14 protein-coding genes are annotated in these 15,162 nt (G+C 61.6%); 10 read left to right on the top strand and 4 right to left on the bottom strand.

What is annotated here, in order from left to right:
• From KKY_RS04070 to atzF, 4 genes are read left to right on the top strand one after another with little or no spacing between them, the layout of a single operon-like run.
• Positions 1–1,026: an ABC transporter permease gene (locus tag KKY_RS04070; RefSeq protein WP_014130034.1), complete on the top strand. Its 1,026-nt coding sequence runs from the start codon at positions 1–3 to the stop codon at positions 1,024–1,026.
• On the top strand, positions 1,023–1,934 hold the full coding sequence (locus tag KKY_RS04065) for an ABC transporter permease (RefSeq protein WP_014130033.1): 912 nt from the start codon (positions 1,023–1,025) through the stop codon (positions 1,932–1,934). Before KKY_RS04070 ends, KKY_RS04065 begins: the two co-directional genes overlap by 4 nt.
• A gap of 11 nt (positions 1,935–1,945) precedes the next feature.
• On the top strand, positions 1,946–3,577 hold the full coding sequence (locus KKY_RS04060) for a dipeptide ABC transporter ATP-binding protein (RefSeq protein ID WP_014130032.1): 1,632 nt from the start codon (positions 1,946–1,948) through the stop codon (positions 3,575–3,577).
• A 22-nt stretch (positions 3,578–3,599) separates the two neighbouring features.
• The gene (gene atzF / locus KKY_RS04055; RefSeq protein ID WP_014130031.1) at positions 3,600–5,405 is read left to right on the top strand and encodes an allophanate hydrolase; all 1,806 of its coding nucleotides are present in this window, start codon (positions 3,600–3,602) and stop codon (positions 5,403–5,405) included.
• A 301-nt stretch (positions 5,406–5,706) separates the two neighbouring features.
• Here the strand turns inward: atzF and KKY_RS04050 are convergent, their stop codons facing one another.
• The 4 genes from KKY_RS04050 to KKY_RS04035 form a co-directional block, all read right to left on the bottom strand.
• Positions 5,707–7,125 (bottom strand): M81 family metallopeptidase, encoded by a 1,419-nt coding sequence (locus KKY_RS04050; RefSeq protein ID WP_158308046.1) that lies wholly within the window; start codon positions 7,123–7,125, stop codon positions 5,707–5,709.
• Entirely contained in the window at positions 7,122–8,114 is a 993-nt protein-coding gene (locus KKY_RS04045; RefSeq protein ID WP_014130029.1) for a dipeptidase, read from the bottom strand. The genes KKY_RS04050 and KKY_RS04045 overlap by 4 nt, the downstream gene beginning before the upstream one ends.
• Positions 8,111–9,589, bottom strand: coding sequence for an NAD(P)-binding domain-containing protein (locus KKY_RS04040; protein WP_014130028.1), 1,479 nt, complete (start codon positions 9,587–9,589; stop codon positions 8,111–8,113). Before KKY_RS04040 ends, KKY_RS04045 begins: the two co-directional genes overlap by 4 nt.
• 135 nt (positions 9,590–9,724) lie before the next feature.
• Positions 9,725–10,693: a LysR family transcriptional regulator gene (locus KKY_RS04035; RefSeq protein ID WP_014130027.1), complete on the bottom strand. Its 969-nt coding sequence runs from the start codon at positions 10,691–10,693 to the stop codon at positions 9,725–9,727.
• Positions 10,694–10,787: 94 nt separating this feature from the next.
• Between KKY_RS04035 and KKY_RS04030 the strand changes: the two genes are divergently transcribed.
• From KKY_RS04030 to KKY_RS04005, 6 genes are read left to right on the top strand one after another with little or no spacing between them, the layout of a single operon-like run.
• Entirely contained in the window at positions 10,788–11,783 is a 996-nt protein-coding gene (locus KKY_RS04030; protein ID WP_014130026.1) for a TRAP transporter substrate-binding protein, read from the top strand.
• A gap of 27 nt (positions 11,784–11,810) precedes the next feature.
• Positions 11,811–12,338, top strand: a complete 528-nt coding sequence (locus tag KKY_RS04025; protein ID WP_014130025.1) for a TRAP transporter small permease — start codon at positions 11,811–11,813, stop codon at positions 12,336–12,338.
• Positions 12,335–13,624, top strand: coding sequence for a TRAP transporter large permease (locus KKY_RS04020; RefSeq protein ID WP_014130024.1), 1,290 nt, complete (start codon positions 12,335–12,337; stop codon positions 13,622–13,624). Before KKY_RS04025 ends, KKY_RS04020 begins: the two co-directional genes overlap by 4 nt.
• A gap of 53 nt (positions 13,625–13,677) precedes the next feature.
• Complete coding sequence (locus KKY_RS04015; RefSeq protein ID WP_014130023.1) at positions 13,678–14,187, top strand: CMD domain-containing protein; 510 nt, start codon at positions 13,678–13,680, stop codon at positions 14,185–14,187.
• A complete protein-coding gene (locus KKY_RS04010) occupies positions 14,187–14,777 on the top strand; it encodes a peroxidase-related enzyme (protein ID WP_014130022.1) in 591 nt (196 codons plus the stop codon). The genes KKY_RS04015 and KKY_RS04010 overlap by 1 nt, the downstream gene beginning before the upstream one ends.
• A complete protein-coding gene (locus KKY_RS04005; RefSeq protein WP_041528567.1) occupies positions 14,774–15,157 on the top strand; it encodes a Rid family detoxifying hydrolase in 384 nt (127 codons plus the stop codon). The genes KKY_RS04010 and KKY_RS04005 overlap by 4 nt, the downstream gene beginning before the upstream one ends.
• The last annotated feature ends 5 nt before the right edge of the window (positions 15,158–15,162 follow it).

The following is a 15,162-nucleotide window of genomic DNA, read 5'->3' as shown; positions in this document are numbered from 1 at the left end:
ATGTCCGGACGGGCCGCAGCCATTCTCAACCGGGTCGCCCAGGCGGTCCCGGTTGTCATCGGAGTGGTGGTGATCAGCTTTCTGCTCACGCGCGCCTTGCCCGGTGACCCCGCAGTCCAGTTCGCGGGCGTTGCTGCAACGCCTGAATCCATCGAACAGGTGCGCGTGGCGCTCGGGCTCGACAAGTCGCTGCCCGAGCAATTCGTCATCTATGTGGGGCAGTTGATCCAGGGGGATCTGGGACAGTCCGTTTCCACCGGACGTCCCGTTTCGGTCGAACTCGCCTCACGCCTGCCGGCCAGCCTCGAACTGACCCTGACCGCACTGATCGTTTCCTGCCTCATTGCCATTCCGCTTGGTGTGCTCGCCGCCACAAAGCCGGGAAGCTGGATCGATCAACTCTGCCGTATTCTCGTAACAGCGGGTGTGTCGCTTCCGACCTTTTTTACCGGCATCGTGCTGATCTACGTGTTTTACTATCTGCTCGGAATTGCGCCGTCACCGCTTGGCCGGCTGGACTTCATCTATCTCGAACCGCCGCGCGTTACAGGGTTCTTTCTCATCGACGCCGCGATCATCGGCGACTGGCAAACCTGGTTCGGGGCGCTCAAGCAGCTCATTCTGCCCGCCGCGACGCTGGCCCTATTTACGCTTGCGCCCATCGCCCGCATGACCCGCGCCGCCATGCTCTCCGCGCTATCCGCCGATTTCGTGCGCACCGCGCGGGCGGCGGGACTGGGGCGGCAGAAGGTGCTGTTCGGTTATGCGTTCCGAAATGCGCTGCTGCCGGTCGTGACGACGCTGGGCATGGTCTTTTCCTTCGTGCTCGGCGCCAATGTGCTCGTCGAAAAGGTCTTCGCCTGGCCCGGTATCGGCTCCTATGCCGTAGAGGCGCTGGTGGTTTCAGATTACGCCGCCGTGCAGGGCTTCGTGCTCGCCATGGCGATGCTGTTTGTGCTGCTCAATCTTATCATCGACCTCACCTACACCGCGATCGATCCTCGCTTCGGGACATCTGCAAAATGACACAGACAGCCTTGGCACCCGATCAGATCAAGTCCACCGGTCCGGAACCGGAAGCAAAGCCGAAATCGGGTGCTTTGGCTCATATGCTTTACGTACTGCGCGAAAATCCGGTCACGGCGCTCTCATTTGCCATGTTTGCATTCTTCTTGCTGTCGGCGCTTATCGGACCCTATGTGGTGCCCTACGACCCGTTGGCGACCAATGCCGCCATCGCGCTGCAACCGCCTTCGCTGGCGCATTGGTTCGGCACGGATGCGCTCGGACGCGATGTGTTTTCACGTGTGATCGTGGCGACCCGGCTCGATCTGGTGATCTCGGTCGCGGCGGTGGCGATTTCCTTTGTCGTCGGATCTGTACTCGGGGCCATCGCCGGCTATCGCGGCGGGTGGATCGATATCATCCTCAACCGCATTCTCGACACCATCATGGCGTTCCCGCTCTTTGTGCTCGCGATGGGCATCGTCGCGGCATTGGGCAATTCGGTGACCAACATCATCATCGCCACCGCGATCATCAATATTCCATTCTATGCCAGGGTTGTCCGCGCCGAGGTGAACATCCGACGCGAATCCGGTTTTGCGCTTGCGGCCAAGCTGTCGGGTAATTCGGATGCGCGCGTGCTGGCCTTTCACATCTTTCCCAATGCCCTGCCGCCGATGATGGTGCAGGTCTCGCTCAATCTGGGCTGGGCCATCCTCAATGCGGCCGGTCTCAGCTTTATCGGCCTGGGCGTGCGCCCGCCCACACCCGAATGGGGGATCATGGTGGCCGAGGGCGCCAATTTCATCGTGTCCGGCGAGTGGTGGCTGGCTCTGTTCCCCGGCCTCTGGCTGATGCTGGCGGTCTTCACCTTCAACCTGATGGGCGACGGACTGCGCGATATCGTCGACCCGCGTCGGCGGACCTGAGGAGGTCGAACATGCTCTCGATTAGCGATCTCAGTGTCGCCTTCAAGACCCGGCGCGGCGAAGTCAACGCCGTCAAGGGGATCAGTTTCGATCTCGCCAATGGCGAGCGGCTCGGTATCGTGGGGGAAAGCGGCTCAGGCAAATCGGTCACCTCCTATGCGCTCATGCGCATCCTCGATGCGGGCGGGCACATCAAGGCGGGGGCTGCGACATATGGCGGTATCGACCTGCGCAACGCTGCAGAAAGGGATATGCGCGACATTCGTGGCCGGGAAATTTCCATGATCTTCCAGAACCCGCGCGCGGCGCTCAACCCTATCCGGAAAGTTGGCCACCAGATTGAAGATGTACTGCGTCAGCACAGCCGCGCCACACGGCATGACGCGAAACAAAAGGCCATCGCTGCGCTGGAGGCAGTGAAAATTCGCGATGCCGCCGCCCGCTACGAGGCCTATCCGTTCGAGCTCTCGGGTGGAATGTGCCAGCGCATTGTCATCGCCATCGCGCTCGCCTGCGATCCCAAACTGCTGATCGCGGACGAACCGACAACCGGGCTCGATATCACCACCCAGAAGGCGGTGATGGATCTTGTGAACGATCTCGTCACCTCGCGGGGCATGTCGTCCATTCTGATTACCCACGATCTCGGCCTCGCCTCGCAATATTGCGACCGCATCGTGGTCATGAAGGACGGGCTGATTGTCGAGCAGGGCGATCCCGTGCGCCTGTTCACCAAGCCCGGCCATCCCTACACCCGCAAGCTGATGGACGCGACGCCACGACGCGGCGTCTCGATCCGTTCGCTTTTGCCAGAAGAAGACCGCAAGCCGCTAGCGCCCCATACTGTCAAGGACATGCCGCTGATCGAGGTGAAAAACCTCGTGAAGACCTATGACGGCAAGTCCGGACCGGTGCATGCGGTCAAAGACGTGTCCTTCACTATTCGCGAGGGCCAAAGCGTGGGGCTGGTTGGAGAGAGCGGATGCGGCAAGTCGACGACCTCGTCGATGCTGGTGCGGCTGCTCGACAGCACTTCCGGTGAAATTCTCTATCGGGGGCAGGACCTTGCAAAGATCCCATCGGCCGGCTTCGCCCGTCATCCATTGCGATCGAAAATTCAGATGGTCTTTCAGGACGCGACCGATAGCCTCAATCCGCGTCATTCGGCGCGCATGTCGATCGCCGAGCCGCTCAAGCGGATGGGAAAGATGGAGGCTTCGGCGCTGAGCGCGCGTGTCGAGGAGTTGGCCACCCTGGTCGGCTTGCCCGTCCATCTGCTCGACCGGTTTCCGCACCAGTTGTCCGGCGGACAGAAGGCGCGTGTCGGCATCGCCCGCGCCATCGCGCCCGATCCCGATTTCCTGATCCTCGATGAGCCCACGGCGGCGCTGGACGTATCGATCCAGGCGGTGGTGCTCAATCTGCTCGCCGACCTCAGGGCGCGGCTGGGCATAAGCTATCTCTTCGTCAGTCACGATCTCAACGTGGTGCGTCTGCTGTGCGACCAGGTGATTGTGATGCGTGCCGGGGAGGTGGTCGAGATCGGACCCGCCGAGCAGGTGATGGACAACCCGCAACACGACTACACCAAAGAATTGCTTTCCGCGGCGCCGCAGGCACCAAAGCGGAAATCCGCCGCCTAAGGCGGCTTACAAGGACTTGACTATGCTATCAGAATTGCCGTTCACGCTGCCGGCATTGCGCCAGGCCTATGCCGATGGCGTGCACCCCGAAGACGCAATTGCCGAAGCATTCCGCCGGCTCGACGGGGTGGCCGATCCGGGCATTTTTATTCACGAGGCCCGTGAGGCCGCGCTTGCCGAAGCCCGCGCGCTCGGCGCGCCGGATGGGCGCCCGCTCTGGGGTATTCCTTACGCCGTGAAAGACAATATCGACGTGGCGGGTATGCCAACGACCGCTGCCTGCCCGGCCTTCTCCTATGATCCGGGCGAAGATGCGTTCGTGGTTGCCCGCCTGAGGGCCGCCGGTGCGATCTGCCTGGGAAAAACCAATCTCGACCAGTTCGCCACGGGCCTTGTCGGTGTACGGACGCCCTATCCGGTGCCGAATAACGCGATCGATCCCGAGATCGTGCCGGGCGGTTCATCGTCCGGGTCGGCCGTGGCGGTTGCACACGGAATTGCCTGCTTTACGCTTGGAACGGACACGGCGGGCTCTGGCCGCGTTCCGGCCGCGCTCAACAATCTTGTCGGCCTCAAGCCCTCGCTTGGTCTGTTGTCCGCGCGCGGCGTGGTGCCGGCCTGCCGCACCCTCGATACCGTTTCTATCTTCGCCTTCACGGTCTCCGATGCCTATGAAGTGTTTTCTGCGGCGGCCGGTTTCGATGCGGCGGATGCCTATGCGCGCGACATGCGCCTCGGTCCACTCGCCAGACTGCCAGCGGACGTCACCATCGCCGTACCGGACGAAGCGACGCTTGAAACGTTCGGTGATATGGAACAGGCCGATCATTTCCACGCCGATATCGACAGACTGCAGCGGGCGGGTGTAACCGTGAAATCGATCGACATGACCCCCTTTTTCGACGTGGCCCGCATGCTCTACGAAGGCGCATGGGTGGCCGAACGCACCGCAGCGGTCGGTGCCCGGATCACTGAAGCGCCGGAGACCCTGCATCCGACGACGCTCGCCATCGTTTCGGATGGGTTGGAAAAATCGGCAGTGGATGCCTTCGAAGGCATCTACAAATTACAGGCCCTCAAGCGCCGATGCGAAGGGGCAATGGAAGGTGTCGACCTCCTGTGCGTCCCAACGATCCCCAATTTTGTGACCCGGGCCGAGATTAAAGCCGATCCGATTGGTCCCAACGCGAGACTTGGGACCTATACCAATTTCGTGAACCTGCTCGACATGTGCGGCATAGCCGTGCCCACCGGCTCGCGCGCCGACGGCAGGCCCGGCAACATGACCGTTCTGGCCCGCGCCGGCGAAGACGATCGTGCCGCGGCTCTGGCTTTGACGGTGGAGACGGGGTTGCTGGGCGCGACGCGCTGGCTGCGTCCGGCGGCGGCGTTGCCCGATGCCCAGCCACGCGACGACGAAATCGCCATTGCCGTTTGCGGGGCGCACATGTCCGGTCTGCCGCTCAATTCCGAGATCACGTCGCGTGGCGGCCGGTTCGTGAGCGCTACCGAGACGGCGCCGGACTATGCATTGTATGCGCTGGCCGACGGCCCACCGTTCCGCCCAGGCTTGGTCCGGGTCGGACGCGGCGCGGGCGTGGCCGTTCCCGTCGAGATCTGGGCGTTGCCCCAGTCCGCATTTGGTGGCTTCATGGCCGGCGTCCCGTCCCCTTTGTGCATCGGAAACGTCGTGCTCCAGGACGGCACCGTCGTGAAGGGGTTCGTCTGTGAGTCCGCGGGCATTGAGGGCGCGGTTGACATCAGCGCCCTTGGGGGCTGGCGCTCATATCTGGCCCATGGAACCTCACCGGAAGCCGTGGCTACCTGAAACTCGCGACTAAGGTGGACCTTCGCGACATGCTATTGACAAGAGCTGCCACCGGCTTTGCCTTTTTGCAGCAAGCATCTGGGACAATCGTCCGATCCAGCGGCCCAGTTGCGCAGCGCCGACGGAATTTTCCGGGCCATATCGCGAATGCATCGGGGCGATTGGATACAACTGACCGCGCAACGATCAAAAATCGTATCAAGTTGATTTTGCTGAAATTCCTTTCTTTTTTCCAATCCATCATGGGCGCGATGGAGGATTTTCTATTTATTTCAGCTATCTGCAATCAAATTTCCAGCCATTATCTGCCTTCCGCACCCTGCTCCCACTCAATCCGCCTCCGGTGAGATGACCAGCCGCCGCTGTCGGTCAGTATGATACCACCAGTGGCCAGGTCCGCGTAGGATGACCTGAAATGCGCAATTGATTTGATCGCGATGATGTCACAATCGTCGAGCGTGATGTTCATGCTCTCAAAGGCCTGCGTGTCATAGGCCTGGATGCGCAGGCTCGAGACCAGTATCGATCCGGCCCGCGTGGAGAGGACGGCGCCATCTCCCCCGAAAACTTCTTCGCCGCGCATCATGTCGCCAGTGTTTCGGTAGCGGATGACGGCGAGTGAGGCAACCGTGCACGATAGCTTTTCTCGCCCGCTTTGAATATCGACCGTGCCGCCCGTGCCAACGGCCTGGGCAGCCTTGACGAGATCGGGGCGGACAAGAGCGCCGAAGGCGTAGGGGCGGCCCAACGCTTCGAGTTCGGCAAGCAATTCAGTGCGATCCCCCAGTCCGCCGCCGCCGGGATTGTCTCCGACGTCGACCAATATCAACCGGCCGTTTCCAAGGCGCTCGCGCAGCCGGGTGATGCTGGCCCTTGGCGATGACACGGGACGCAGAAGGTCGTCCCGCTCGTTCTCGACAGCGTCCAGAACGCGCTCATACACCTCGTGAGCCGCTTGCTTTTCCGTGCCGGTGACAAGAAGACTCGTGCCGGCATAGGCCTCGGTCGAAAATGGAAAGCCGCCAATGATGTTGACATCTTCGACGCCATTTCGCGCCGCAAAAGTGTCGCTCAGTTCGGCCAGCCGGGCGAACGGCCCCTCGGTCGTCGCCTGATTGGGCATGGGCACCGATATGCCCAGATTGAAATGCCACGTCTTGAGTTCACCGCCGGCGAGGCCGAACCTGACGGCGAGCGCACCCCGCTCACGCGTGTCGGTGTGGGGGTAGAGTTTGCCCGAGACGATGACGTCGCTTGCCGCCTGCAAACGGGGGCTGATGTTGGCGTGGAAATCGAGCGTTGTCGTGATCCGCGTCCGGGCGCCCAACCGTTGGCGCATCTCGGCCACCACGGCCCCTTCCGGATCGGATATGCCATCGACCGCCAGTGCGCCGTGAAGCAGAACGAACAGATGGCTGATCGGCCCGCGTTCCACGATCGACCAGAGACTCTCCAGAAATTCCGAGCGCAACCGTGACCAGGAATCCGCCTCGAGCGGACCGCCTGGAAGGGCGGCGGTGCACAAACCAATCTCGGTCTCGATCTCGCGCTGTTCAAGCGCGGTCAGCACGCCCCCCATCCAGTTCGATGTCGTCGCGAAAGCATCGTGCACCGCCTGGCCACTGAGATGGTGCCGGGTCAGAAATTCGTCCCGCGTCACCCTGAGCGGGGAAAATGCGTTGGCCTCATGGAAAAATTGAAGGACCGCAGCGCGGGTCATCCCCATACCGTGTCCAGAACACGCAGCCAGTTGCCGCCCAGAATCTTGCCGATGCGTTCCTGCGACCAGCCGCGCGCAACCATTTCGGCGGTCAGGTTGGGAAACTCGTCAATGCGGCGAATGCCCAGTGGCTTGGAGATCTTGACGCTGCCGAACTCGGTCAGGGTGCGCGCAGTGCCCTTGTCCTTGTTGGCCCAGAGCAGCCAGGGGCCGGGACGCGGGCGATTGAGGGAAAAGTCCGTACCGATCGCAACATGGTCCTCGCCGACGAGATCGAGGGTGTAGGAAAGCGCGTCGATAACGCTTGCCACTGTCGCTTCGTTTCCATCGGCCAGGCCGGGTGCGAACAGGGACGTACCGACAACTCCGCCCTTTTCGGCACAGGCTTTGAAGACCTCATCGGATTTGTTGCGCGGCACATCCCGAAGCCCGCGCGGCAGGCAATGGGTGATGGCACAGGGCTTTTGGGAATGGGCAATGGCATCGAGTGCCGTGCGCTCGCCGACATGGCTGAGGTCACAGAGCACACCGACACGGTTCATCTCGGAGACGACTTCCCTGCCGAAGCCGGTCAGCCCGGAGTCTCTGGCCTCGAGATAGCCTGCGCCGGAATAGTTCTGCGTATTGTAGGTCAGTTGCATGATACCGACGCCGAGATCCTTGAATATCTCGACGTAGTCGAGCCTGTCTTCAATCGGCGATGTGTTCTGCCAGCCGATGATGATGCCGAGCTTGCCGGTGTCCTTGGCGTGCCTGATATCGGCGACGCTGCGGACGGGGATCACAATGTCGCTGTTGTCGCGAATGAGGCGCTTCCACATGGAAACGTAATCGATGCCGCCGTTAAAGTTCTCCCACAGAACCGCAGAGCAATTGATTGCCGTCACGCCACCGCGCCGCGCCTCCTCGAAGAGCTCCCGGTTGAAATCGGAGCACTGCAGACCGTCGATGACGATAGACTGACGGTGCAACTGGTCGGCATCGGTCATGAAATTTCCTTTCGCAGAAATTGGGCGGAAGACGCGGAACCGGTCGAGCGGACCGTGTCGGCGTCCGGCCATTCATCGCCCAGAAGTTCGGGTGTCTGGTACGTCATGAAGCGCTGGAGATGGGCCTCGGCTTCTTCGACGAAAAGCGAGCGGACCATGCCCTTGGCCAACCTGTCCGCACCGTCGCTTACCGCCGGAATGCCGCTGGTGAGCTTGCCGTGCGTGGGCACGGCCGGGTACGCAAAGCAGGCAATGGAAGAAAGCGCCGGGCATTTTCCGGGTTCGGCCTCCAGAAAGGTAAAGTCATCGGCCAGATAGGGCGCGCGGGCGAGTTGCGGGTTGGCGGCGCGTCTTTGCTCATCCACCCGGTCGCCCCAGGTCAGGATATGGGGTGCAATGTCTGCCAACTCCGGCCGACTGGCCAGATCGATGCCAAACCCGGTGGCAAAGATCAGGAAGTCGAGCGGATAGTCACCCCTGGGCGTCTGGGCAACGATATGGTCACCGCAATCTCGCAGGCCGACTATGGGGCTCTCGAGGTGGAGGCGGGCGTTGTCGTGCGCTGAAACCCGTTTGACCGAATGTCGCGGCGGAGGCACTGCGGCACGATCGCCCTCGTTGATGAACTCCCATTTTATCGGGTCGGGCAGGCCGTAAAAGCCGTGGGTCATTCCCTTGGAGCCGACGCCGGTGAACTTGTCGATACGCGGCAGCTCGCTGCGGCGCACGAAAAGATCGACGCTGGCCGCCCCCGCTTCCAGTGCCGCGGCGGCGTTGTCCATGGCAGACGCCCCCGCCCCCACGACACCGACGCGCTTGCCGGCCAAACCTTCAAGGTCGAACATGTCCGAGCTGTGAGCAACGAAAGCCTTGTCCACCCCCGATGCGATGGCGGGGAGCTTGGGCGCTCCCAGCCCATCAAGACCGGTGGCCAGAACCACGCGTCGGGCCAGAGCCGGCCGGCCGCTTACGGTCAGCTCCAAAAGGCCATCCTCGCGCATGGATATCCGCGTTACATCGGCGCCGTTGTTGACCTTGGCCCGAGTCACCTTGCGATACCAAACAAGGTAGTCCATCCATATCTCTCGCGGCGCCAGATCCATCCGATCCCACGCATCGCCCCCCCATTGAGCCTCATACCAGGCCCGGAAGGTCAGCGACCCGATGCCCAGGGCCGGGCCGGATGCAGCCTTTGCCGTACGAAGCGTTCGCATGCGTGCGTAGGTCACCCATGGCCCTTCCCTGCCTTCGGGCGCGCGATCGAAAAGCTCCACGTTGTCGACGCCGAGGTGGCGCAGCGCTGCCGCGGCGACAAGGCCGCACAGCCCGGCGCCGATAATGGCCACGTCCAGAACGCGTTGTCCCTCGACGTCAAGCGGGTTCAGCCAGGGCTTGGCCGGCAGGTTGAGCCACACCATGTCCTGGGCCAGTCGGGCCTCCAGGTCTTTGAGACCGTGCAATCGCGTGTCGCCCATGGCCAGTCGATCCTTTGTCACTAGAGCATTTCCGCTTTTCGCTTGCGCGGCCCTTCAAACCGCGAAAATCCAGTAGGTCTTCTTTTTGTCGCGCGTCCGGGCCGCAAGGCCGTTCCCACTGTTGCCGGACACGCTCTAATGATCGCGATCCGGCGACATATCGGGTTGGTCGGCGGGGTCATGGAAACGGCAATCGGGAATAATGGCCGAACAACTCCCGATGAAGGCATCCACAAATGCCGATGTCAGCGGCGAGACCACGCGCGCTGCATCGGAGAACAGGCCCCAGAAATAGGGTATCCGCACATCGAGTGGCAAAACCTTCACACCCTGCACGGGAATTCCAAATGCCGTGACGGGATCGATGATCGCAACGCCAAGCCCGGCGCGCGCCGCCATGACCGCATTGAGGGACGTGTTGGTCGAAAAGTCGCGCGGGGGATGGATCCCGGCCTGCGAAATGGCCCGGTCGATTGACCGGCGCAGACGAAAGGCGTTACCAACGGTCACGAGCCGTCGTTCGGTCAAGGACGCCAGCGACAATACTGACTGCCGGGCCAAAGGATCGTCATCAGCGACCACCCCGACACAGTCACGCTCGCATATGGCCTGAATGGAAAGGCCGGCGTAGTCGAGCGGAAAGCTTGAAACGCCGATATCGGCAGTTCGGGCATGAACCGAGCGGACCACGTGCTCGGCACCCATAGTCTGGACATTGATAAAATCGGGCTGCGCTTCTCCCAGCCCCGCCAGGGCCGGAGCAATGAGGCCACCTGACATTGTCGGGGTTGCCGCGATGTCGAGCGAAGCGGCGATGTTGTCGCGTATGGCGGTGGCGCGGCTGGAAATCTGGCGCATGCCCGCCATGAGGCGCACGGCCTCTTCGTGAAAAAGCAGGCCGCGCTCAGTGGGACTGATGCGGGGGCCGTTCCGGTGAAAGAGCTGGAAGCCCACCGCCTCCTCCAATTCCCGCACGACCCGGGTGACCGCCGGCTGAGATTTACCCAGCAGTTGGGCGGCGCCGGTCATGGAGCCGGTCGACATCGCTGCAAGAAAGGCCTGCAGCGCGCGAATGTCCAAAAATTGATCAGGATCACTTGACATGGCCAATCTTTTATCATCCACTTATCACATAGAGCAAGCCTTATTATAACTTTTTCGGATAGCTTGCTCATCGCGTCAAAGGGAGACGACGAACATGAAAACTCTTGTAGGACTAAGCATCGGCGCCCTTGTCGCCGGCATGGGCATGGCGGCTCCGGCCAACGCCGAGACATGGCGCCTGAGCTCGATGATGACACCCGATAGCTTTGAGGGCTTGGCCTATCAGCGCTTTGCCGATCTGGTGAACGAATATACCGACGGCGAGATCACGGTCCGCGTCTATCCCAACGAACAACTGGGCAATATGGAAGCGGTCGTCGAGCAGCTCAGCCAGAACATCATCCAGCTCGCGCCCTCGGGCATTTCCTTCCTTTCCCGGTGGGAAGACGGGATCCGCTACGCCGCGGCCCCATTCCTGTTCGACGATTACGAGCATTGGTCGAACTTCATCCGTGGCGAACTGTTCCAGGGCTGGCTCGATACCGTCGAGGAAGAGGCCGACATCACTATTCTGGGCGATATTCCAGATTTTCCACGCGGCTCGTTCCGGACGCTGCTGTCCAGCGAACCCATCGAAGATGCATCATCGATCGAAGGGATGCGCGTCCGCCAGTATCAGGACCAGCTCGTGGTTTCCGCCTGGGAACACCTTGGCGCCGAGGTTCGAATTTTGCCCTGGGGCGAAGTCTATGACGGGATCAGCCGCGGCATCGTCGACGCTGTTACCTCGCCCGCGGAATCCATCGAATCCATGCGCTTTTACGAAGTTGCGCCCTACATCGTGCGCACTGACGAATATCCCCAGGCCGTCAGCTGGATGATGAATGCCCAAGCCTGGGACGGCCTTTCGGAAGAAAATCAGCAAGCGGTGACCCGCGCGCATGAGGAAGCTGCGGCCTATGCACGCGAGCTGATCGATGAACAGTCCGCGACAATGGTCGAAACGCTTACAGCCGAGGGCGACGTGACTTTCGATACCGAGTTCGACACGTCGGCCTGGGTGGAATCGATGCGGGCGTTCTATGCGGCGCGGGCCGAAGCGGGCGAACTGCCCGAGGGCCTGCTGGATGCCGTGGAAGCGGCACGCTGATCCACCAAGCACGACCGGAACCCCGCCATGCCTTTCATTGATCGTGCCCTGGATCGTATCGCCGGTGTCTTTATGGCACTGGCGGCGATCAGCCTGGGCGTCATGCTGACCATCAACCTGGTGAACATCATCACACGTTCGGTGTTCGGCTTGGCGTTCGGTTGGGTCTATTCATGGACGTTGCTGCTCTTCATGTGGATGCTGCTGGTGGGCTTTTTTGTCTATGTGCGCCGCCGCAGGGACGTTGTGGTCGATATCTTCGTATCCCGGCTGCCCAATGGTCCGCGCATCGCCGTGGCCATTGCCACCAACATCGTCGGCATTCTGGTCATGCTTGCCATCCTGCGTGCAGCGCCTGGGCTTCTGGCGCTGCAAACGGCCGATATGGAGGCCATTGCGCTTCCGATTTACGTCAGAAGCGGCCCGATCTTCATCTCTGCCGCGCTGATCCTCATTCACTTCGCCAATGACATTGTCGGGCTGTTGTCCGGTTCCATCCGGGCCTTCCCGCCCATGAAGCACGCCGACACCGAGCAGGAAGGGGCCATCGAATGACACTGGGCTTTATCGTCATCGGCGGCTTCATCGCCATGATGCTCGTCGGCGTTCCGGTTACCATGGCCATCGCCATGGGATCGATCTTCGGCCTGTACTGGGCGGGGTTCGGCGACAACGCAATCGTCGTTCCCCAGCAGGTTCTGGATGGAGCGGGCAAGCCTGCGCTGCTGGCCATTCCCTTCTTCATTCTCGCCGGGAACCTCATGAATGCAATCGGGCTAACCGATCGCATCTTCAATTTCGCACTTTCGATCGTTGGTCATTTTCGGGCCGGCCTGGCCTATGTGAACGTGCTTGCCTCGCTGCTTTTCGCTGGCGTTTCAGGCGCGGCCACCGCCGATATCGCAGGGCTGGGCCAGCTCGAAGTCAAGGCCATGCGCAAGAGGGGCTATAATCCCGAATTCGCTGCCGCACTTACCGTTGCGACCTCGCTTGTCGGCCCGATCATTCCCCCTTCGATCAGCCTGATCGTCTATGCGTGGCTTGCAAACGAGTCCGTGTCACGGCTGTTTCTCGCAGGGATCATCCCGGGCATCCTCGTTGCAATTTCCTTTATCGCCTATATCCGGATCATTTCGATCTGGACGCCCATGCCGCGTGAAGAAAAGGTGGGGCTGGCGGGAATTGGCAAGGCCACGCTCGAGGGCCTGCCCGCTCTGGTTGCCCCCGGCATCATCCTGGGCGCCATCATTTTCGGTTTTGCCACCGCCACCGAGGCCGGCGTCATTGCCTGCGCCTATTCCATCCTGATCGGTCTCTTCTACAAGTCCCTGACGTGGAAGGCTTTGTGGCACGCGCTGACGGAAAGCGCCGTCCTTTCGTCTCTCATCATGATGATTATCGGGTTTTCCCAGATCATGGGCTGGCTGTTCGCGTTCGAGCAGGTCCCGCAGGCGTTTGCGTCCGGTATTCTCGAAACGATCGACTCGCGCGCCGTGTTTATGGTGTTCGTCATCATCCTGCTGGTGGTGATCGGATGTTTCATGGAGGCTTCGCCGGCAAAGATCATCCTGCTCCCGCTTCTTTTGCCGGTGGCCGATGCCTTTGGCGTCGATCGCGTGCAGTTTGGCATGGTCATCACGCTTGCCCTGCTTTTGGGGATTGCAACGCCTCCTCTCGGCGTTGGGCTTTATCTGATGTCGGCGGTATCGGGCGTTCGCTTTGAGAAGCTGGCGATCGCCATATTGCCTTTGATGATCCCGCCCATCGTCGTTCTGATCCTGATCGCGGCGATCCCCGAAATTACGCTCTGGCTGCCCGATCTGGTGCTGGGGCCGCGCTGATGTCGCTCTTGTCACCGAACTCGCCCTCACGTTCCCCAATGTCTGGAGAAGCCGTGCCGAACAAGGTCCATGAGCGGCCCGATGCCATCGATCTTGCCGCCGATATTGCGCCGGGAAGTCCCATTTTCGAGGCACGCGCCTTCCGGCCGGAATTTGTCGAGGGCGCTGAAGCCTGCCGCAGAGCCGTCCTGGCGCCCGAGGAGGATCTCGGGCTGTCATCGGGCCTGCGGGCGGCAATCGCCCTGCGATCGGCTGTTCACAACAAAAACACCGCCCTGATCGAGCGTTATGGCGCCGATTGTGAGCGGCACGAGCTCGACGTTGCACAACACGAACTGGCCAGGGGCGCGGACCCGGAGACCCTGACCGGCGTTCACGCCGCGCTGGCGAGCCATACCGACATGATCTGCCTTCGCCCCCGCGAAGCGCGCGCAGATCATCTCCAGGCCCTGCTCTCCGCCGGACTGACCGTGCCGCAGGTTATTGCGCTTTCGGAACTGCTGGCCTTCGTCAATTTCGAAAGCCGCATCGTCGATGGTCTCAGCCTTTTGGAGACGACTTAGTGACCACCCTGCCCGCCATTCGTCTCAAGCCGCTCGTCTGGCACCCGCACCTTCCGCCGGTCGAACTGGCCGAAGCGACCGATCGCCAACTTCAGGCGATGCGGGTCACCCCTTCGGCGAAAAAGGTCTCCCCCTATGTGCGGACACTGGCGCACGACCCGGATTCCTACGTTGCGCGGACCGAATTGTTCAACGCAATCATGTATGTGAGGGACGGGCTCCCTCGCGCCGACCGGGAACTCGGCGCACTGGCCGCCTCGACCGTGAACGGCTGCCGGTATTGCGCCGTGGTACACGCTCGCCAGCACGCCAATCTCAGCCAATCCGATCATGTGGTTTCGGCCCTCATGCTCGACCGGCCCGACGCCCTTTCTTCTCGTGACCGCGCCATCTACGAGTTCGGCCAGGCCCTCTCGGTTACCCCCTCGCGGGCCGGGCCAGACCACATCGCGGCCCTGAAGGCCAATGGACTGAGCGATATCGAGATCATCGATCTCATCCATGCCATTGCGATTTTCGGCTGGGCCAACCGGCTCATGCACCCTTTAGGACATTCCGAGCCCGCAATATCGACAAGGGAGAAACCCTGATGTCTGCCATTTCTACCGACGATGCCCCAGCGGCCATTGGGCCCTACAGCCAGGCCCGCAAAGTGGGATCGCTGCTTTTCGTTTCCGGGCAATTGCCCATCGACCCCGCTACGGGATCGTTCTCATCGGAAGATGCGGGCGGGCAGATGACCCGGTGCATGGCCAACATTGCCGCTATCGCGCGGGCTGCCGGCGCCACATTGGATGACGTCGTCAAAACCACGATTCTGGTGACCGATCTCGGGGCCTTCGATGCCATCAACGCGGCCTATAGCGCCGCTCTTGAACCACCCTATCCGGCGCGGGCCTGTTACGAAGTCAGTGCACTGCCCAAAGGCGCCAAGGTCGAGGTCGAGGCCGTGATCGCGCTCAAGGGCTAAAAGCG

Source organism: Pelagibacterium halotolerans B2, assembly GCF_000230555.1.
In the GTDB taxonomy this organism is placed as follows: domain Bacteria; phylum Pseudomonadota; class Alphaproteobacteria; order Rhizobiales; family Devosiaceae; genus Pelagibacterium; species Pelagibacterium halotolerans.
This window is presented reverse-complemented; position numbering and strand designations above follow the sequence as displayed.